Source organism: Streptomyces sp. NPDC006207, assembly GCF_040613835.1.
GTDB lineage: Bacteria > Actinomycetota > Actinomycetes > Streptomycetales > Streptomycetaceae > Actinacidiphila.
This window is the reverse complement of the sequence record NZ_JBEXSX010000012.1, coordinates 39,473-57,684: the sequence shown is the minus strand read 5'-3', so window position 1 is coordinate 57,684 and position 18,212 is coordinate 39,473. Positions and strand designations below refer to the sequence as shown.

The 18,212-nt window shown below is 74.7% G+C and carries 19 protein-coding genes and 1 pseudogene; 11 read left to right on the top strand and 9 right to left on the bottom strand.

Annotated elements, in window-relative coordinates:
• Positions 1–119 precede the first annotated feature (119 nt).
• From ABZ312_RS12325 to ABZ312_RS12310, 4 genes and pseudogenes are all read right to left on the bottom strand, one after another.
• Positions 120–305: pseudogene (locus ABZ312_RS12325) on the bottom strand (hypothetical protein); the annotation flags it as partial.
• 179 nt (positions 306–484) lie between these two features.
• Positions 485–673 carry a hypothetical protein gene (locus tag ABZ312_RS12320; protein WP_500329383.1) on the bottom strand — a complete coding sequence of 63 codons (189 nt, stop codon included), beginning with the start codon at positions 671–673 and terminating at the stop codon, positions 485–487.
• 82 nt (positions 674–755) lie between these two features.
• A complete protein-coding gene (locus ABZ312_RS12315) occupies positions 756–1,166 on the bottom strand; it encodes a hypothetical protein (RefSeq protein WP_500329382.1) in 411 nt (136 codons plus the stop codon).
• Between the two features lie 105 nt (positions 1,167–1,271).
• Entirely contained in the window at positions 1,272–1,643 is a 372-nt protein-coding gene (locus ABZ312_RS12310; protein WP_500329381.1) for a hypothetical protein, read from the bottom strand.
• Between the two features lie 153 nt (positions 1,644–1,796).
• Between ABZ312_RS12310 and ABZ312_RS12305 the strand changes: the two genes are divergently transcribed.
• The 6 genes from ABZ312_RS12305 to ABZ312_RS12280 all read left to right on the top strand — a co-directional run bounded on the left by ABZ312_RS12305 (position 1,797) and on the right by ABZ312_RS12280 (position 5,573).
• Positions 1,797–2,207, top strand: coding sequence for a phage holin family protein (locus ABZ312_RS12305; RefSeq protein ID WP_500437519.1), 411 nt, complete (start codon positions 1,797–1,799; stop codon positions 2,205–2,207).
• Entirely contained in the window at positions 2,204–2,620 is a 417-nt protein-coding gene (locus ABZ312_RS12300; RefSeq protein WP_500437517.1) for a DUF3618 domain-containing protein, read from the top strand. Before ABZ312_RS12305 ends, ABZ312_RS12300 begins: the two co-directional genes overlap by 4 nt.
• The gene (locus ABZ312_RS12295) at positions 2,617–2,883 is read left to right on the top strand and encodes a DUF4235 domain-containing protein (RefSeq protein ID WP_500329378.1); all 267 of its coding nucleotides are present in this window, start codon (positions 2,617–2,619) and stop codon (positions 2,881–2,883) included. The genes ABZ312_RS12300 and ABZ312_RS12295 overlap by 4 nt, the downstream gene beginning before the upstream one ends.
• 526 nt (positions 2,884–3,409) lie before the next feature.
• Positions 3,410–4,123, top strand: coding sequence for an STAS domain-containing protein (locus ABZ312_RS12290; RefSeq protein WP_500437515.1), 714 nt, complete (start codon positions 3,410–3,412; stop codon positions 4,121–4,123).
• A gap of 98 nt (positions 4,124–4,221) precedes the next feature.
• Positions 4,222–4,440: a DUF5133 domain-containing protein gene (locus ABZ312_RS12285; protein WP_500329376.1), complete on the top strand. Its 219-nt coding sequence runs from the start codon at positions 4,222–4,224 to the stop codon at positions 4,438–4,440.
• Between the two features lie 41 nt (positions 4,441–4,481).
• Positions 4,482–5,573 carry a glutamate--cysteine ligase gene (locus ABZ312_RS12280; RefSeq protein ID WP_500437513.1) on the top strand — a complete coding sequence of 364 codons (1,092 nt, stop codon included), beginning with the start codon at positions 4,482–4,484 and terminating at the stop codon, positions 5,571–5,573.
• A 47-nt stretch (positions 5,574–5,620) separates the two neighbouring features.
• On the opposite strand, the gene exaC is transcribed toward ABZ312_RS12280, so the two are convergent.
• Positions 5,621–7,144, bottom strand: coding sequence for an acetaldehyde dehydrogenase ExaC (exaC, locus tag ABZ312_RS12275; protein WP_499509404.1), 1,524 nt, complete (start codon positions 7,142–7,144; stop codon positions 5,621–5,623).
• 173 nt (positions 7,145–7,317) lie between these two features.
• Here exaC and ABZ312_RS12270 point away from each other — a divergent pair, with 173 nt between their 5' ends.
• Both ABZ312_RS12270 and ABZ312_RS12265 read left to right on the top strand, forming a co-directional pair.
• On the top strand, positions 7,318–8,616 hold the full coding sequence (locus ABZ312_RS12270; protein ID WP_500329374.1) for a GAF domain-containing protein: 1,299 nt from the start codon (positions 7,318–7,320) through the stop codon (positions 8,614–8,616).
• 91 nt (positions 8,617–8,707) lie between these two features.
• Positions 8,708–9,760, top strand: coding sequence for a sulfite oxidase (locus ABZ312_RS12265; RefSeq protein WP_500437607.1), 1,053 nt, complete (start codon positions 8,708–8,710; stop codon positions 9,758–9,760).
• A gap of 18 nt (positions 9,761–9,778) precedes the next feature.
• On the opposite strand, the gene ABZ312_RS12260 is transcribed toward ABZ312_RS12265, so the two are convergent.
• Positions 9,779–10,903 (bottom strand): hypothetical protein, encoded by a 1,125-nt coding sequence (locus ABZ312_RS12260; protein ID WP_500437512.1) that lies wholly within the window; start codon positions 10,901–10,903, stop codon positions 9,779–9,781.
• Between the two features lie 90 nt (positions 10,904–10,993).
• On the opposite strand from ABZ312_RS12260, the gene ABZ312_RS12255 reads away from it, so the two are divergent.
• Positions 10,994–11,881, top strand: coding sequence for a helix-turn-helix domain-containing protein (locus tag ABZ312_RS12255; protein WP_500437510.1), 888 nt, complete (start codon positions 10,994–10,996; stop codon positions 11,879–11,881).
• Here ABZ312_RS12255 and ABZ312_RS12250 read toward each other — a convergent pair.
• Complete coding sequence (locus tag ABZ312_RS12250; RefSeq protein WP_500437508.1) at positions 11,878–12,624, bottom strand: GNAT family N-acetyltransferase; 747 nt, start codon at positions 12,622–12,624, stop codon at positions 11,878–11,880. The two genes, ABZ312_RS12255 and ABZ312_RS12250, sit on opposite strands and share 4 nt — an antisense overlap.
• A gap of 233 nt (positions 12,625–12,857) precedes the next feature.
• Between ABZ312_RS12250 and ABZ312_RS12245 the strand changes: the two genes are divergently transcribed.
• Positions 12,858–14,630, top strand: a complete 1,773-nt coding sequence (locus ABZ312_RS12245) for an MOSC domain-containing protein (RefSeq protein WP_500329370.1) — start codon at positions 12,858–12,860, stop codon at positions 14,628–14,630.
• A gap of 87 nt (positions 14,631–14,717) precedes the next feature.
• Here ABZ312_RS12245 and ABZ312_RS12240 read toward each other — a convergent pair whose 3' ends face one another.
• On the bottom strand, positions 14,718–15,299 hold the full coding sequence (locus tag ABZ312_RS12240) for a hypothetical protein (RefSeq protein WP_500437506.1): 582 nt from the start codon (positions 15,297–15,299) through the stop codon (positions 14,718–14,720).
• Here ABZ312_RS12240 and ABZ312_RS12235 point away from each other — a divergent pair.
• Positions 15,286–15,579, top strand: coding sequence for a hypothetical protein (locus tag ABZ312_RS12235; protein ID WP_500437504.1), 294 nt, complete (start codon positions 15,286–15,288; stop codon positions 15,577–15,579). The two genes, ABZ312_RS12240 and ABZ312_RS12235, sit on opposite strands and share 14 nt — an antisense overlap.
• Before the next feature lie 96 nt (positions 15,580–15,675).
• On the opposite strand, the gene ABZ312_RS12230 is transcribed toward ABZ312_RS12235, so the two are convergent.
• Positions 15,676–18,207, bottom strand: a complete 2,532-nt coding sequence (locus ABZ312_RS12230; RefSeq protein ID WP_500356459.1) for a right-handed parallel beta-helix repeat-containing protein — start codon at positions 18,205–18,207, stop codon at positions 15,676–15,678.
• Positions 18,208–18,212 lie beyond the last annotated feature (5 nt).

Genomic DNA, 18,212 nt, shown 5'->3' with positions numbered 1-18,212 from the left:
CCGGGTCACGGATGCCGGGCCGCCCGGCTGCCCGGGGGCCCGTCGACGCGGTCGTGCTCGCGTACGTGGTGGTCGCCGCCGGGCTCGGGCGAGGGCTGGATCACCACCATGGCCGCGGGCTACGGAACGCCCGGCTCGAAGAGCACGTATCCGGCGTACGAGCCGGAGGCCAGCGCGGCGAACCCCAGCAGCGTGGCCCGCGCGGCGGGCCGGGTGCGGGCGAGGGCCGGCGCGGGCGGCACGAACAGCGGGAAAGCGGGCAGCAGGTAGCGCGAGACGTTGCCGAAGATCTGCTGCGTGCGGAGACATGCAGTCGGCGGTCGGCGAGCCGGCGCCGTACGGCCCGGCGCCGGCAGCGCGGGGCGCGGCGCCCGATCCCGAGGGCGCGCCCGCGTCGAGGCCGTTCGGCGGGAGGGCGTGGCGCCGGCCAGGCCATGGCCTCCGGGTCGGGCAGCAGGTCCGCGGAGTGCCGGATGGGCACCTTTCAGACCGGCAGCCCCTTGCGGGCGCGACGTTCCGAAGTACGGCGGCGGCGTTCGGCCGCGACGGCCCGCAGCCCCTCCTCGCGGCGCTTGTTGTACCCGGGGGGTTCCACCGTGAACAGGCACAGGCCGCACACGTAGCCGCCCTCGGGGCCCTCGATCACGGGTTCCAGGCAACGCTCGCAGTCCATCGTGCAGTCGTACCCCATCGCTACGGTCGCGGGCCAGCGGTTCCGGCGAGGTCGCGGACACCGGGGGACACCGCGCACGCCGTCAGAGCCTGACGCTGCGCCGGCTGACGGGGACGCCGTCACCGTCGACCCAGCCGAGGACCAGCCGGCGGAACTCCGTGTGGCTGATCATGCGGGTGGTGGTGTCGGCGGAGCCGCACTGGGCGCCGATCTCCCGGCCCTGGCCGCCGTCCTCACCGTCGTCGGTGGCGAGGTAGATGCAGCCCGGGTCGTCGACCTCCTTGGTGACGAGGGCGTCGACCTCCCAGCCGCGCCCGACCCGGTGGACGGTGATCAGGGCGTGGCCGACGCGCCCGGAGTCGTACACGGCGAGCCGTACGCTGCGGCCGCCGTCGCGGTGCGGCGTCCAGCCGTCCGCGGCCCGTACGGAGGGCGCCGCGGCCACGAGCATCGCCGTGGACAGGACGGACACAGCGACAGGGCGGACACGCACGACGGCCTCCAGGTCGGATGCGACGGCCACCGGTCGGCGGCCGCCCCCATCCAAACCCCCGGACCCCGCCCGGGCCCTGGCGCGGCACGCCGGGCGGGCCTGTGATCACTCCGCTGGCGGGTCCCCCGCCGAACGGGCCAGCAGCACGAGCGCGGCCGCTCCGGCCACGGCGGCTGCCGTGCCAGCGGAGCGGAAACCGTGCGAGGAGCGCCAGGACAGGACCGACCAGCGCGACCCGGCGGACAGCAGTGAGCCCACGCTCAGCCACGAACCGGTCGACAGCAGCGACAGGGCCGAACCGATGGACCCCGCGGACAGGGCGCTGCCGACCGAGCCGACGGACAGCACCGAGCCGACGGAACCGATGGAGAGCACGGAGCCCACCGAACCGATGGAGAGTACCGAGTCCTTGGACCACAGGGACAGGGCGGAGCCCCGGCAGGACGAACCCGGCTGCGGCGTGGAGGTTGTCTTCATGGTCCCCATCCTGCCGAACGCATCATCGTCCGGCAGGGTCTGATGTCACGTCAGGAGGGTGATCGCGCGTGAGCCGGTGCGGAGCGGGAAGGCGCGTGGTGAGGGGGCGAACGGAAGACGGACCGCGGAACAGACGGAGGCAGGTGACGGCCCGTGAGCGCGACCGAGCACCGCGGCGGCGGTGACGAACGGGTGGGCGAACTGGTGTCCCGCGCGTCGGAGCAACTGTCGCGATTGGTACGCGAGGAGATGCGGCTGGCCCAGGCGGAGATGACCCGGAAGGGCCGGCGCTTCGGCCTGGGCGGCGGACTCTTCGGCGGGGCGGGCCTCTTCGCGGTCCTGGCGCTGCAGGGGCTCGGCTCCGCCGCCGTCGCGGCCCTGGCGCTCGCGCTGCCGGTGTGGGCGGCGGCGCTGGTCGTCGCGGGGGTCCTGGCCCTGGTCGCGGCGGTACTTGCCGCGGCGGGCCGTAGGCAGTTCGGCCGGGCGGCCCCGCCCGCGCCTGAGGCCACCATCGACAGCGTCAAGGCCGACATCGCGGAACTCAAGGAAAGGGCACACCGATGACGAGCGACAAGTCACCGACGACCGACGAACTGCGTGAGCGCGTCGAGGCGACGCGCGAGGAACTGGGCCGCACCGTCGCGGCGCTGTCGGCGAAGACCGATGTCAAGGGCCGGCTGGCGGGCCGGGCCGGCCAGGCGGGCGCCAAGGCGCACGAGGCGGCGTCCCGGATAGGCGAGCTGGTCCGGGAGAAGACCCCGGAGCCGGCCCGGGACAAGGCCGTCGAGGCGGCCCGGCGGATGCGGCTCCAGGCTGTGCGCGCCGGGCGGCTGGCCCGCACGAAGGCCCCGGCGGTACGAGCACGTGCCGGCCGGACCGCACGCGCCGCGCGGTCCCATCGCGCGCCCCTGCTGGGCGCCGGCGCGGCGATGGGGGTGTTGCTGTTGGTGCGCCGCGCCAGGAGGAGGCGCGGGTGAAGGCGTCGAAAATCGTCTACAAGCCCGTGGGACTGACCCTGGGCGCGGTCTCCGGGCTGATCGCCGGCGCGCTGTTCAAGCAGGCCTGGAAGACCCTCGGCCACGAACAGGACGCGCCCGACGCCACCGACGAGGACCGCTCCTGGGCCGAGGTGCTCACCGCGGCGGCGCTCCAGGGCGCGATCTTCGCCTTCGTCAAGGCGGCGGTCGACCGCGCGGGCGCGACCGCCACCCGGCGTCTCACCGGTGTCTGGCCCGGCTGAGGTTCACGTCGCGCCGGCGGTCTCCCGCTGAGCCGGGCGCCCTACCGGGAACTCCCCTCGGCCCCTCCCGTCGTTGGCTGCCACCGCCCATGAGGAGGACGTCGCCGCACGCGCCGGTTGTCAGTGGTGGCACATAGCGTGGTGGGCGTCCCGATCCGTGTGGCTTCTCGGAACCGGACTCCCGGAGGGCCGGCTCTGTGGCGGGGCCGGCCTCCCACCGACAGGTGGCACGACGCCCGCCGTGACGGGCAGCGCCGCGCTGCCGCCCGCTCTGATCCCTGAGCCCCGCCCCCGTACGGCCCGCGTACGACCGCCGACCGGGCGTGCGGGCGGCCCCGCCGCGACGCGCGGACGGACGCGCCCGGCACACCGGGCGCCAACCCGCCCTCCAGCACATATCATGCCGATGTCACCCTTTTGCCCGGAAATGTTCATGCGGGCCTCCGGGTGTCGTTCACGTTTTCCGATCACTCCACGCCGAGATGGTGCACGCACCGGCGAGCAGCGAAAGTGCAGGAGGTACGGCATGTCGGACCGGTTTCCCGATCTGCGGGTGCACTCCGTCCCCGCGGGACCCGAACTCGCCGGGCAGCATGAGTCCCATACGCGCCTGACCATGCTGCTCGGTCCCCACGGCGCCGCGCGCACCGAGGCCGTCCTGATCGGCGAGCTCGACGCCGCGACCGCGCCGGAAGTGCGCCGCGCCCTGTTCGCCGCCCTGGAGGCGGGGGACGGCCTCGACCTGGACCTGCGCGACGTCACCGACTGCGACGGGGCGGGACTGAACGCCCTGCTGGAGCTGCGCAACCGCGCCATGGCCGCGCACCGGACGCTGACCGTGACCGTCGCGAGCGACACCGTCCTGCGGCTGCTCGACCTCACCGGCAACCGCGGCGCGCTCACCCCGTCCCGCCCGTCGGCCCACCGGCTCGGCGCGGACGTCCGGCGCCTGTACACGGCGGTGTGCCTGGCCCTGCTGGACGCGGGCCTGCCGCTCGCACGGCACGCGGGCGGCGAGGACCGTCCCGTCGTGGAGGCGGGGCCGCGGGGCGTGGTCGTGCGCTGGGGCACCCTCCTCGGCACCGATGTGACGGCGCGGCATCCGGCCGGGGCGCACCGCCGCCCGCTCCACAGGGCGGTGCTGGACGCGCTGGCCCTCGCCGGGTTCCGCACGGTCGAGGACAGCACGGCGACCCGCGAGATCATCGTCACCGCCCTGCCGGAGCGGACCCGCCGCTGATCCCGCACCGCGCTCCTCCTGCGTGCCCGGCCGAAGCCGGGGTAGGCGGCAGCCAGGTACGCGGCTTGATCCCATGAACCACCCCGCAGGAGGACGATGTGCTGCTGGCCCACCCCGCCGTGCTGAACGACCTGGTCGACCGTTACGAGACGCTGAGGATGCTCGACGCTGGGGACCCCGAGGTGCGCCGCCGGATGGCGGACGTCTCGTACACGCTGTGCGTGGCGACCGGCACGCGGGACGTCGCCACGGCGCTGATCGCGGCGCGGCTGCGGCTGCCGGGGGCCCGGCCGGAGGACGATTCGGTGCTTGCCTGAGGCGCGTCCGCGTCCCCCGCGGCTGCCGGGAAGGAGAAGCGTTGCGCACGGTCGGTGTGGAGGAGGAACTCCTGCTGCTGGACGCGGAGTCCGGGGAGCCGCGGGCGTTGTCGACGGCGGTGCTGGCGTCGGCCGGTCGTGACGGCACGGCGGGCGGCCAGGTGTTCGAGGCGGAACTGCAGCGTCAGCAGGTGGAGTTCGCCACCCGGCCGCAGTCGCGGATGGAGGACCTGGCGGCGGAGATCGTGCGGTGGCGGGCGGAGGCCGCACGGCACGCCGAGGAGTCCGGTGGCGCGGTCGCGGCGCTGGCGACGTCGCCGTTGCCGGTGAGCCCGCAGCTGAGCACCGGGGAGCGGTACGGGTGGCTGCGGGAGCGGTACGGGCTGACCGCGCAGGAGACGCTGACCTGTGGCTGCCACGTCCATGTGTCGGTGGAGTCCGACGAGGAGGGCGTCGCGGTCCTGGACCGGATCCGCTGCTGGCTGCCGGTGCTGCTGGCGCTCAGCGGGAACTCGCCGTTCTGGCAGGGCCGGGACAGCGGCTACGCGAGCTACCGCAGCCGGGTGTGGGGCAGGTGGCCGTCGGCAGGGCCGGTGGAACCGTTCGGTTCCGCCGCCGCCTACCACGAGCAGGTGCGGGCCATGATCGCCACCGGCGCCCTCCGCGATGAGGGCATGGTGTACTTCGACGCCCGGCTGTCGCACGCTTACCCGACCGTCGAGGTCCGCGTCGCGGACGTGTGCCTGGACGCGTCCGTGACCGCGTTGCTGGCGACGTTGGTGCGGGCGCTGGTGGAGACCGCGGCCCGCGCGTGGCGGGCCGGTGAGCCGCCGTCAGCGCACGGCGTGGCCCTGCTGCGGCTGGCGACCTGGAGGGCGGCCCGCGAGGGCATCGACGGCCGCCTGGTCCACCCGGTGACCATGGAGCCCGCCCCGGCCGAGGCCGTGGTCCGCGCGCTGTTCGACCTCGTACGCGACGCCCTGGAGGACAACGGCGACCTGGTCCCCGCGCAGGACGCCCTCGCCGGGCTCCTCAAGACCGGCAACGGCGCCCGCGTCCAACGCGACCTGCTGCGCCGCACCGGCGACCTCCGCGAAGTCGCCGCGGCCTGCGTCCGCCTCACCCACACCTGACAGGGGTGCCCGGCCCCGGCCGGGCCAGGCACCCCTCACGCGGCGTCCTAGAAGAAGCCGAGCTTCTTCGGGGAGTAGCTGACCAGCAGGTTCTTGGTCTGCTGGTAGTGGTCGAGCATCATCTTGTGCGTCTCGCGGCCGATGCCCGACTGCTTGTAGCCGCCGAAGGCGGCGTGCGCCGGGTAGGCGTGGTAGCAGTTGGTCCAGACGCGGCCCGCCTGGATCGCGCGGCCGGCGCGGTAGGCGGTGCTGCCGTCGCGGGTCCACACGCCGGCGCCGAGGCCGTAGAGGGTGTCGTTGGCGGTGGCGATGGCGTCGTCGAAGTCGCCGAAGGAGGTGACGGCGACGACGGGGCCGAAGATCTCCTCCTGGAAGACGCGCATGCGGTTGTCGCCCTCGAGGATGGTCGGCCGGACGTAGTAGCCGCCGGCCAGTTCGCCGCCCAGGTCGGCGCGTTCGCCGCCGGTGAGGACCTTGGCTCCTTCCTGCTGGCCGATGTCGAAGTAGGAGAGGATCTTCTCCAGCTGGTCGTTGGAGGCCTGGGCACCGATCATGGTGGAGATGTCCAGCGGGTGGCCCTGGACGATCTTCTCGGTGCGGGTGACGGCCGCCTCGAGGAAGGCGTTGTAGTGGCCGCCCTGGATCAGCGCGCGGGACGGGCAGGTGCAGACCTCTCCCTGGTTGAGGGCGAACATCGTGAAGCCCTCGAGCGCCTTGTCGTAGAAGTCGTCGTCCGCGCTGGAGACGTCGTCGAAGAAGATGTTGGGACTCTTGCCGCCCAGCTCCAGGGTGACGGGCCTCAGGTTCTGCGAGGCGTACTGCATGATGAGCCGGCCCGTGGTCGTCTCACCGGTGAAGGCGACCTTGGCCACGCGCGGGCTGGAGGCGAGCGGCTTGCCGGCCTCGACGCCGAAGCCGTTGACGATGTTGACCACGCCGGGCGGCAGCAGGTCGGCGATCAGGCTCATCCAGAAGTGGATGGAGGCCGGGGTCTGTTCGGCCGGCTTGATGACGACGGCGTTGCCCGCGGCGAGGGCCGGGGCGAGCTTCCACGTCGCCATCAGGATCGGGAAGTTCCAGGGGATGATCTGCGCGACGACGCCCAGGGGCTCGTGGAAGTGGTAGGCGACGGTGTCGTCGTCGATCTCGGCGAGGCTGCCCTCCTGGGCGCGGATGGCACCCGCGAAGTAGCGGAAGTGGTCGATGGCCAGCGGGATGTCCGCGGCGAGGGTCTCCCTGACCGGCTTGCCGTTCTCCCAGCTCTCGGCGACGGCCAGTTCCTCCAGGTGCGCCTCCATGCGGTCCGCGATCTTGTTCAGGATATTGGCCCGCTCGGTCACCGACGTACGGCCCCACGCCGGCGCGGCCGCGTGGGCGGCGTCGAGGGCCCGGTCGACGTCCTCGGCGGTGCCGCGGGCGACCTCGGTGAAGGTCTCCCCGGTGACCGGGGTCGGGTTCTCGAAGTACTCGCCGCGGGCGGGCGGCACGTACTCGCCGCCGATCCAGTGGTCGTAGCGGGGCTGGTACTTCATGATCGCGTCGTCGGAGCCGGGGTTGGCGTACCGGGTCATGGGGCGGCCTCCCATTGCGTGCCACCCGCTCCGTTGCGGACGGCGTTCGGCGCGACCGTAGGACACGCAAGGTTGCAACAGGGTTGCGGCGGAGCGCCACCGCGGAACTACACTCGGCAGCACCCCACCCGGTGCCGCCGGGCACCGGTCCGTGCCTACTTCCGGGGACGGCCATGACTGTCTCGTACGCGGCGTCCTACGCGGCCTGGCCGCCGGGAACCGATCCGGACCTCCTGCGGCGGGACGTGGCGCGCGCCCACGAGGAGTTCCTGACGACGGGTCGCCCCCCGCGCCCGGTGCGCGACGTCGTCCGCGACTCCTGGCAGCGCTCGCTCAGCCGCGGCGTGGACCCGGAGGCCGACGGCCCCCGCTCCCCCGGGCTCGGCGCCGCGGAGCTGCGGGACTACCGGCGGCAGCACCCGATGGCGGCGGTGCTGCCCGTCGTACGCAGCCTGCTCGTCGAACCGGCGCAGGACAGCGCCCAGTTGGTGGCGGTCGGCGACGAGCACGCCCGGTTGCTGTGGGTCGAGGGGACCCCGGGGCTGGCCGCGCGGGCCGAACGGATCGGCTTCGTCGAGGGCGCGGAGTGGGCCGAGGACGCGGCCGGCACCAACGCACCCGGCACCGCGGTCGCGCTCGGGCGGCCCCTGCAGATCTACGCGGGCGAGCACTTCATCCGTCCGGTGCACCCGTGGAGCTGCTCGGCGGCCCCGGTCCGCGACCCGGACACCGGCGCGGTCATCGGCGTCATCGACCTGACCGGCGGCGACCACATCGCGGCGCCGCACGCCCTGGCCCTGGTGCGCGCCACCGTGGCGGCGGCGGAGGCCGAACTGCGGTTGCTGCGGCTGCGCGGCGTGCTGCCGGCCGCCCCGGGATCGGCACCGGCCGCGGGGACCGCGACGGCCCGGCTGGAGGTGCTGGCCCGTGACCGGGCACAGCTGACCTCCCCGTACGGCACGGTCGAACTGAGCCCTCGCCATTCGGAGATCGTCTTCCTGCTGGCCCGGCATCCACGCGGGCTGGGCGCCGACGCGCTGGCGGTCCGGCTGCACGAGCACGAATCGGCCCGGGTCACCATGCGGGCCGAGATGTCGCGGCTGCGCCGGCTGCTCGGCCCGCAGGTGCTGGGCTCGCGCCCGTACCGGCTGCTGCTGCCGGCCACCACGGACGCGGACGAGGTCCGGGCCCTCCTCGCGCGCGGCGCCCACCGCCGGGCCCTGGCCCGCTACCCCGGGGCGCTGCTGCCCGCTTCGGACGCCCCGGCCATCGTCGACGCGCGCGAGGAACTCCACTGTGGGCTGCGTCGCGCCCTGCGTGACCGGGGCGACGCCAGGCTGCTGCTCGACTGGCTGGACCGGCCCGGCAACCACGGCGACGTCGACCTGCTGCAGGCGACGCTGCGCGCCCTGCCCCGCGAGTCGCCGCGGCGTCCAGTGCTGCGGGCGCTGCTCGACCGTGCCCGGCACTGACCTGCCGGGGCACACTGGTGGGGTGGATGATCCGAACATCGCGCACGTGAGCGCCGCGTCCCGGCTGGCCGACCCGGCCGAGGGCATCGGCATGGACGAACTGGGCCTGGCGGCCCGCAACCACGCGCTCCCCCTGGAGGCCCTGCGCTACGACGTCACGCCGCCCGGCCTGCACTACGTACTGGTCCACTTCGACATCCCGCCGGCCGACGCCAGGACCTGGCGGCTCACCGTCGGCGGCAGGGTCCGTACCCCGCTGGACCTGTCCGTGGACGACCTGCGCCGGTATCCGGCCGTCACGCACCGGGTCACCATGGAGTGCGCGGGCAACGGCCGCGCCGGACTGACCCCGCGCCCGGTCAGCCAGCCCTGGCTGACCGAGGCGGTCGGTACGGCCGACTGGACGGGCGTGCCGCTGCGCACGCTGCTGCGGGAGGCGGGCGTGGAGCCCGACGCCGTCGAGGCGGTCTTCACCGGCGCCGACCACGGCGTGGAGCGCGGGGTCGAACAGGACTACCAGCGCTCGCTCACGGTCGCGGCCGCCACCGCCGAGGACCCCGAGGTCCTGGTGGCGTACGCCATGAACGGCGCGCCCCTGCCGCCGCAGCACGGGCACCCCGTCCGCCTGGTCGTCCCCGGCTGGTACGGCATGGCGCACGTGAAGTGGCTGCGCGACATCACGCTCACGGACACGCCGTTCACCGGTTTCCAGCAGTCCGTCGCGTACCGCTTCCGGCAGGAGCCCGACGAGCCGGGCGAGCCGGTGACCCGCATCGCGCCGCGCGCCCTCATGGTGCCGCCCGGCTTCCCCGACTTCATGACGCGCACCCGTGTCGTCCGGCCGGGCCCGCAGCGCCTGGAGGGCCGGGCCTGGTCCGGCCGCGCGCCGGTCGTCGGCGTCGAGACGAGCACGGACGGCGGCCACACCTGGCAGGCGGCCGCACTCGCCGACGAGGGCCACCCCTGGGCCTGGCGGCACTGGCACACCACCTGGGAGGCGACGCCCGGCCACCACGTGCTCAGCGTCCGCGCCACCGACGCGGAGGGCCACACCCAGCCGCCGGAACAGCCCTGGAACCGCGGCGGCTTCGCCAACAACCTCGTCCAGCGCGTACCGGTGCTGTGCCTGGAGGCCGGCGCCTGATCTCCGCACGGCGCGGGGTCACCCGTCGAAGTGCAGCCAGTCGACGGCGTCGTGGGCCAGGGGCCCCAGAGCGCCGCGGTCGGTGGCTCCGGCCCGAACGTCGTACGCGTTCTCCCTCCACCCTTTCGAAACGCTCAGGACGAGCCCGGGTGCCACGTGGAAACGCCTGGCCGACCTGGGCTCCAGGGGCCGGAGGGGAACCGGGCGCAGTTCCCGGGTGAGCGGCTCGACCTCGGCTCCGCTGATTCCGTGTGCCAGCGCCACATAGTCGGCGCCCATCGCGGCCTCGTAGAGCGAGAACTGGAGGAGGAAGCCGCTGAGGGGTTCGTTCTCGGCGACCGGCGGTTCGTCGTCCACTCGGTGCCAGACGGTGGGGTCGTCCTCGGGCTCGCCGGGCGTCCACAGCGTGGACCAGCGGAACCCTCCCTGGTTCTCGACGCCGAGGACACGCATGTCGCCGCAGACGTCGGTCTCCCGGCCGGGGTCTTCGACCATGCGGTTCTGGACGCCCAGGACGCCGGGACGCCGCGCGGCCAGTCGGTAGAGCTGCCCGAGCCCTCCGGGCAGGTCCGCGCAGCCGCCAGGTACGACCGGTGGTTCCCCGTCGTCGGCGGTGGCCGGGTACCAGCCCGTGACGAACCGCTCCAGGGCGAGGGCACGGTCGCCGTTCACATGGTCCAGCCACTCCAGGCCGGGGCGGGTCGCGACGGGGTGCGGCGGGCGGACCCGCTGGAGCAGCGCCCGGCCGAGGGGCGTCTCCGGTCGTATTTTGCAGTCGTCGAGTTCGTACGCGGTGCCGCCGGGAGGAAGGTGTGAACCGATCTGTTCCGCGTGGCCCGTGCCGAGGTAGAGCAGTCCCTCGTCCACGCGGACGAGCAGATGGAAGCCGGCCCACTCCCAGAGCCGCTCCAGCACCGATGCCGGTGCGGGGCCGAGCAGACGAAGCTCCTGGGCGTTCCACACACCGCTGCGCCCCGGTACGTCCCCCGCCGCCACGATGATCAGCGTCCCGGCGGTGCCGATGATCATCGTCGCACCACCCACGGGGAGGCGCTCCACAGTGGACGCGGCGCCGATCAGCGCCAGGGCACGTCCTTCGTCGAGCACGTCCCCACGGGCGAGGCCCGAGTTCCCGTCAGCCATGCGGCCATCCTCCCGGACGGTCACCGGCGGGCCGTTCCTGGGGGCGGCAGGGCCAGGCACGGGGGCGGGGGGCGAACTAGCGTGGGGCGCATGGACGCCTCGAATGTGATCGGTGACTTCCTGCGGGCCCGGCGGGAACTCGTACGGCCCGAGGACGTCGGCCTCAACGGCGGTGGGCTGCGGCGCGTGCCGGGGCTGCGGCGCGAGGAGGTCGCCATGCTCGCGGGCATCAGCTCGGACTACTACCTCCGGCTGGAGCAGGGGCGGGACCGCAATCCGTCCGTGCAGGTCCTTGAGGCGCTCGCGGGTGTGCTGCGGCTGGACGCCGACGCGACGGCGTACCTGATCGGGCTGGTGGGACCCAAGCCGCGCAGGGCCAGGCGCCCCGCGCAGGAGAAGGTGCCGGGCCACGTCCTCCAGTTGCTCGGGCAGTTGCCGATGCCGGCGCTCGTACAGGGGAAGTACCTCGACGTCCTGGCCGCGAACGCCCTGGCGCGGGCACTGTCGCCGAACAACGTGCCGGGGGTGAACCGGCTCCGCGCGGCGTTCCTGGACCCGGAGGAGCGGGAGCTGCACCGGGACTGGCAGACCGCGACGGTGAACGCGGTGGCGAGTCTGCGCGCGGTGGCCGGGCCCGACCCCGACGACCCCCGGCTGGCCGCGCTCGTGGGCGAGCTCTCGCTGAAGAGCGACCGTTTCCGGATGCTGTGGGCGCGCCACGACGTGCACCGGCGCGAGGGCGCGATCGCCCGGATGCGGCACCCGCAGGTCGGCGACATGGACCTGTACCGGGAGAAGCTGAGCGTCAACGGCGCCGAGGGCCAGGTCCTGGTGATCTACCACGCCGAGCCCGGATCGGAGGCGGCACGCTCGCTGGCCCTGCTCGGCTCACTGGCCGCCGGCACCGCCGACGCAACCGTCCGCCCCGCGGCCCCCGCCCGGGCGGGCGAGCACCAGAAGCGGACCGACCGGGGTTAGGCCCGGGCTCCGGGTGCGCGGACCAGCAGGAACAGGGTGCGGCGGCGGTGGCTGAAGCCGATCGACTCGTAGAGCCGTACCGCGTTGGTGTTGCTCGCGGCGGCGTGCAGCAGCGGGGTGTCCCCGCGCTCCTTGATGCCCGCCGCGACGGCGCTCATCAGCCGGGTCGCCAGGCCGCGGCCGCGGTGGTCCGGGTGGGTGCAGACGGCGCTGATCTCCGTCCAGCCGGGCGGCTGGATGCGCTCCCCGGCCATGGCGATCAGCCGGCCGTCCTTCCGGATGCCGAGGTACGTGCCGAGTTCGAGGGTCTTCGGCAGGAAGGGGCCGGGCCGCGTGCGGGCGATCAGGTCCATGACGTCGTCGACGTCGGCGGGGCCGAGGCGTACGGCCTCCGGGGCGTGCTCGGCGTGGAGCGCGGTGTCGACCATCTGCATGCCCTCGCCGCCCTCCACGACCTCCCAGCCCTCGGGGATCACCGGTGAGCCGGTCACCAGGGCGGTACCGCCTGGGCCGAGCAGCTGGGCCAGGTCGTCCCAGGCGGCGGGGTCGGCCGGGTCGGCGAGGCCCGCGAAGACGGACACGTCGGACCGGTAGCGGGCGGCTCGGCCGCGGACCTCGGCGAAACCGGCGTGCGGCCCGGTGAGGGCGGCCCACACCGGGTTGTCCAGGGCGGGTGCCGCGTCGGCCCGGGCGGGCTCGCCGTCGGACTCCGCGGCGTGGGCGTGATCAACGGTGGTGGACATGGGTGGTGCTGGTCTCCGTCCATCGAGGGGCCGGCGGCTGTCGGGTGGGTCAACACCGTCGTGCCCGCCCGCAATCCCGGCCGGGGCCGGGATCCCCACCCTAGGCGGTGGTGATCGCGGGGCACCGCCCGCCCCGGGGCGCCGGGGACCGTCCCCTCGGCCGGGTTGCGCGGCACGACGGGCGTAATACGGTGGCCGGGAGGCGGGGGCTCGCGCTACGAGGGAGATGGCGCATGGCCACACTGGTCGCCGTGAGCGTCGGTATGCCCAAGAACGTGCCGTGGCAGGGCCGGACGACGTACACGGGCGTCTGGAAGGAGCCGGTCTCCGGGCCGCGCATGGTCCGGCGGCTCAACATCGACGGCGACGGGCAGGGCGACCTCGGCGGGCACGGCGGCGAGCAGCGGGCGGTGCTGGTGTACCAGCTGGACTCGTACCGCCACTGGCAGAAGGAGCTCGGGCGGGACGACCTCACCTTCGGCAACTTCGGCGAGAACTTCACCGTGGACGGGCTGCCCGACGACGAGGTGTGCATCGGGGACCGGTACCGCATCGGCGGCGCGGTCTTCGAGGTCACGCAGCCGCGCGTGACCTGCTACCGGGTCGGGATGCGCATGGCGGAGCCCAGGATGGCCGCGCTGCTGGTGGCCCACCGGCGCCCGGGCTTCTACTTGCGGGTGCTGGAGGAGGGCGAGGTCGCCGCGGGCGACGACATCGTCAAGCTCGGGACCGGGCCGGAGGCGATGACCGTTGCCGACATCGACGCGCTGCTGTACCTGCCCGGGCATCCCCGGGACCAGGTCGAGCGCGCCCTGCGCATCCCGGCGCTGAGCCCGGGGTGGCAGGCCTCGATGCGGGCGCTGCTCGACGCCCCGGCGGGGGACGGTGGCGGCGCGGCGGGCAACCCCGGGCTGACCGGCACGGCGGCCCCTCCCCCGGCGTGGCCGGGCTTCCGCCCGCTACGGGTGGCCCGGGTCCGGGACGAGAGCAGCAGCATCTTCTCGCTGACGCTGGCCGCTCAGGACGGCAGTCCGCTGCCGGCCGGAATGCCGGGCCAGTTCCTCACCGTCCGTATGCGGCCGGACCCCGACGGGCCGCCGCTGATCCGCACGTACTCCCTGTCGGGGCGGCCCGGCGCGGCGGAGTACCGGATCAGCGTCAAGCAGGAGCCGCACGGCGCGGGCAGCGGCTTCCTGCGGCGGCACGTGCGGGAGGGCGACCTGCTGGACGTCGCCGCGCCGCGCGGCACATTCGTCCTCGGGGAGGGCGACACGCCGGTGGTGCTGCTGTCCGCGGGGGTGGGCGCCACACCGGTGATGGCGATGCTGTACGCGCTGGCCGACGCGTGCGGCCGGCGCGAGGTGTGGTGGCTGCACGTGGCACGCGACGGCGAGAGCCATCCGTTCGCCGCGGAGTCCCGGGCCCTGGTGGGAAAGATGGCGGGCGCGCACGCCTACATCGCCTACAGCAGGCCGCGCGAGAGCGACCGTGCGGGCGCCGACTACACCGGGGCGGGCCGGCTCGACACGGCGCGGATCGCCGCGCTGGACCTGCCGCCGGACGCGGACGCCTACATCTGCGGACCGCAGGGCTTCATGGACGACATGGCGGAGGCGCTGGCAGCGGGGGGACTGGCCGCGGACCGCATCCACCGGGAGACCTTCGGCGCGCTGTCCTCGATCAACCCCGGCGTGGTCGACGCGACGGCCCGCACCCCGCACCCGCCCGCTGCCCCTCCCGGCGAGCCGACGGGTCCATCGGTGTCCTTCGCCCGCAGCGGCCTGAGCGTGCCGTGGCACCCGGCGTACGGCACGCTCCTCGAACTCGCGGAGGCGTGCGACGTGCCGACCCGCTGGTCGTGCCGCACCGGGGTCTGCCACACCTGCGAGACCCAGGTCCTGACGGGCGGTGTCGCATACGCGCCGGAGCCCGTCGACGAACCCGCCGAGGGCAACGCCCTCATCTGCTGCTCGCAGCCGCGCACGGACGTGGTGCTCGACCTGTAGGACGCCCCGCCCCGAAGCCCCGAATCCGCGTTGACGTGCGCGTTCGCATGCCACACAGTGGTGCGGCCCCGAACGGGGTGCACGAATTCAGGGGCGGGACACATGACGACGACGGACGAGTACCTGGGCCTTTGCGCCGACCTCCACGCCGCGGGCGGCCACGCGGCGGTGCGCAGGACCGCCCGGGAAGGGCTGCGGCAGGACCCCACGTCCGCCGACCTCCACTGCTGGCTGGCCCTCGGGCACGTCGGCGAGGACGAGGACGACCACGACGACGAGGCGGAGAAGGCCTTCCGGGCGGGACTGGAACTCGCCCCGGACCACCTCGGACTGCTCGCCGGGTACGCCGGGTTCTGCCTCGCCGCCGACGCGTTCGAGCACCCCGGGCGGGCCGCCCGCGCTCGGACCCTGCTGGAACGGCTCGAGCGCCTCGCACCCGACGCCCCGGAGACCGAGCGCGCCCAGGCGGCTCTGCGATGGTCGCAGCGCTCGTGGTGGGAGGACGTCCGCATGCAGGCGGGCCCGGCTGGAGCAGGGCAGCGCCCAGGCGCAGAGCGACGACCTCGCGCACGCCCTGCGCGACAGCACGGCGGAGGAGGCCCGGCACCGCGCCGAGGCATGGTCGCGGGGCCGGCCGGAGGACCACCGGGCCGCCGTGCTGGCGGCCACGCTCGCCGAACTGTCCGGCCCGGCGAAGGCGCCCCTGCGACTGCTCGCCCGGCACCGGGCACCTGCCTGGGCGGCCGCCGCCGTCCTCGCCTACGGCACGAACGCGCTGCTGCGCTCTGTCGACCTCGCCCACGGGCTGGTCGTGTGGGGCTGGGCGTGGCTCCTGCCGGTCTTCGTCCTCGACCGCAGGCTCTCCGCCGCGCGCCGCCGCGCCCAGGAGCAGGTGGTGGCCCGGACGGAGACGCGCCTGGCCCCCGCCGCGCCCGCCCCCGGCGACTGACGCCGCCACGGGCCGCGCGAGGTCGTTGGGCCGCCAGGACCACGAGCGGCCCGCGGCCCGGACACGCGCGCCGGACCGCCACGCGGCCCCGGGCGGTCAGCCGCGGTTCGCGGGCTGGGGGAGGTCCTGGTCCTGCAGGGCCATGAGCTGGTCCGGGGTCGGGTCGTCCAGCTCGGCGACGCGCTGCGCCTGCCGTTCGGTCATCTCCTGGAACATCTGGCGCGCGGAACGGCCGTTGCCGAAGCCCTCGCCGCGCGGGAGGAGCTCGAAGAGGCGGGTGAGCTCCTCGCGGGCGGCGGGGGTGAGTTCGTACTGGTGCTCCGCGGCCTGGTACTCGACGATCGAGACCAGTTCGTCCGCGGCGTAGTCCTCGAAGAGGAGCGTGCGGCCGAACCGGGAGGACAGGCCCGGGTTGGAGCTGATGAAGCGGTCCATGTCGCCGGGGTAGCCGGCCGCGATGACGACGACGTCGTCGCGGTGGTCCTCCATGAGCTTGACCAGGGTGCCGACGGCCTCCGTGCCGAAGTCGTTCCCGGCCCCGACCGGGGCGAGGGTGTAGGCCTCGTCGATGAAGAGCACGCCGCCCAGCGCGCGGTTGAAGGCGGCGGTGGTCTTGGGGCCGGTGTGGCCGACGTACTCGCCGACCAGGGCCGTACGGTCGACCTCCACGAGGTGGCCCTCGCGCAGCAGTCCGAGCGCCTTCAGGAGCCGACCGTACAGGCGCGCCACGGTGGTCTTGCCGGTGCCGGGGTTGCCCGCGAAGATCAGGTGCCGGCTGAGCGGCGGGGCGGGCAGCCCGGCCTCCTCACGGCGCCGGACCGTCTGCATCAGCTTCACCAGCGAGCCGACGTCGCGCTTGACGCGGTCGAGGCCGACGAGGGCGTTCAGCTCGCCCAGCAGGTCCTCCAGGGTCTCCTCGGGCGCTTCCTCCTCGTCGGCGGTGGCCGGCGGGCGCGTCCCTGCCGGCGGGGCGCCGGGTACGCCCGGGGCGGCGCGCACCGCCGGGGCGGCCGCGGGTTCCCCGAACGTCAGCGGGACGCCGTCCGCGGTGCAGTCGTCGAGCTGCGGGGCCGCGCCCTCGTCCGTGCCGAGCGCGTCCGCGCAGTCGCGGATCCGGCAGTGCCGGAGTACGGGGTCCGCCCCCGCGCCCACGTGGAGCGCCGGGAACCCGGAGCCGGACACGTCGAGGGAGGTGAAGGTGCCGCCCGCACCCTCGGCGAGGAAGACGCCGTTCTTGGCGGGCCGGTCGATGCGCAGGTCCGCGACCGTGGGCCGTGCCCCGGTCCACACGACGACGCCGGAGCCCGCGCAGTCCTCCACCGAGCCGCCGTTGACGGTGGCTTCGGCTCCCTTGTCGACGACGACGCCCGCCGCGCCCGCCCCGGTGACCCGTATGCCGGTGAGGACCGCGGTACCACCGGTCGCGACCCGCACCCCGATGTCCTTGGTGCCGGTGACCGTGGTGTGCTCGACCCTGCTCTCGGAGGCCGAGCCGACGCCGATGCCCGTCGCGACGTCGTCGATGCGGCAGCCGGTGACCGTCGCCACGGCCTGCTCGTCCACGGCGACGCCGGTCATGCCCACGTTCCTGATCCCGCAGTCCGCGAGGTCGAGGCGGGCCTCGCCCGCCGCGTGGACGCCGTGCTCGGCGCAGTCGCGGACGAGGCAGTCGGTCAGCTGCCCGGTGGCCGTGCCGGACAGGTGGACGGCGCTGAAGGCGCTGCGGTCGATCCGGCAGTCCGCGAGGCGGGCCTGCGCGGCGCCCGTGACCAGCAGCCCGTTGGCGCCGGCGTCGGCGACGGCGCAGCCCTGCGCGTTGAACACGCCGTTGTCCTGGACGACCACCCCGCTGGCGGAGGCGCCGCGGATCCGGCAGTCGGTGAGCTCGGCGCGCGCCGTTCCGGTCACGTGCACACCGGCCGCGCCGGGCGACTCGATCCGCAGTTCGCCGGCCGTGGCCTCGGCGGCCTCCTCCAGCAGCAGCCCGGCCCGGCCGGTGCCGGTCAGCGTGGAGTCGGCGAGCCGCAGGCGTGCGCTGCCGCGCAGCCGGACGCCCGATCCCGTCGTACGGTCCAGGCGCAGCCGGGCCGCGTCCAGCCGGGCCGTGCCCGACAGCACGACGCCCGTGCCGTCCACGCCCGTGACGCTGGTGTCCTCCACCCGGGCGCGGACCGCCCCGGCCAGGTGCAGGCCGGCCAGCCGGGCGCGTTCGAGGCGGCAGCGCCGCAGGATCAGGGCGGTCGTCCCGCTCTCCTCGTCCTCCGGGCCGCGGGCCTGGATACGGCCGCCCTCGACGGCGCAGTCCTCCAGGACCAGCCCGGCGCCCGGCGAGACGGCGATCGCGGGGGCGCCGTCGTCGGCGCCCCACACGGTGACGCCGTGCACGGCGCAGTCCGGGCCGTCGACGGTCAGCGCGGGCCGGTCCCCGGGAGGCGCGGCCAGCACGACGCTGCCGCGGCCGTGCTCGGCCGTGAGCACGACGGCGCGGTCCAGCACCACGGCCTCGGTCCAGGTGCCCGGGGCGATCACCACCACGTCGCCGGGGGCGGCGGCGCGCACCGCGTCGGCGATCCGGTGGAAGGCGCCGCGGCCGCCTTGTCCTTTGGGGGCCACGGTGTGACGGGTCATGTTCC

Coding starts and splice junctions, on each gene's coding strand:
- ABZ312_RS12320 (WP_500329383.1), bottom strand. CDS start 673: ATGGACTGCGAGCGTTGCCTGGAACCCGTGATCGAGGGCCCCGAGGGC.
- ABZ312_RS12310 (WP_500329381.1), bottom strand. CDS start 1,643: ATGAAGACAACCTCCACGCCGCAGCCGGGTTCGTCCTGCCGGGGCTCC.
- ABZ312_RS12300 (WP_500437517.1), top strand. CDS start 2,204: ATGACGAGCGACAAGTCACCGACGACCGACGAACTGCGTGAGCGCGTC.
- ABZ312_RS12290 (WP_500437515.1), top strand. CDS start 3,410: ATGTCGGACCGGTTTCCCGATCTGCGGGTGCACTCCGTCCCCGCGGGA.
- exaC (WP_499509404.1), bottom strand. CDS start 7,144: ATGACCCGGTACGCCAACCCCGGCTCCGACGACGCGATCATGAAGTAC.
- ABZ312_RS12270 (WP_500329374.1), top strand. CDS start 7,318: ATGACTGTCTCGTACGCGGCGTCCTACGCGGCCTGGCCGCCGGGAACC.
- ABZ312_RS12265 (WP_500437607.1), top strand. CDS start 8,708: ATGGACGAACTGGGCCTGGCGGCCCGCAACCACGCGCTCCCCCTGGAG.
- ABZ312_RS12260 (WP_500437512.1), bottom strand. CDS start 10,903: ATGGCTGACGGGAACTCGGGCCTCGCCCGTGGGGACGTGCTCGACGAA.
- ABZ312_RS12255 (WP_500437510.1), top strand. CDS start 10,994: ATGGACGCCTCGAATGTGATCGGTGACTTCCTGCGGGCCCGGCGGGAA.
- ABZ312_RS12250 (WP_500437508.1), bottom strand. CDS start 12,624: ATGTCCACCACCGTTGATCACGCCCACGCCGCGGAGTCCGACGGCGAG.
- ABZ312_RS12245 (WP_500329370.1), top strand. CDS start 12,858: ATGGCCACACTGGTCGCCGTGAGCGTCGGTATGCCCAAGAACGTGCCG.
- ABZ312_RS12230 (WP_500356459.1), bottom strand. CDS start 18,207: ATGACCCGTCACACCGTGGCCCCCAAAGGACAAGGCGGCCGCGGCGCC.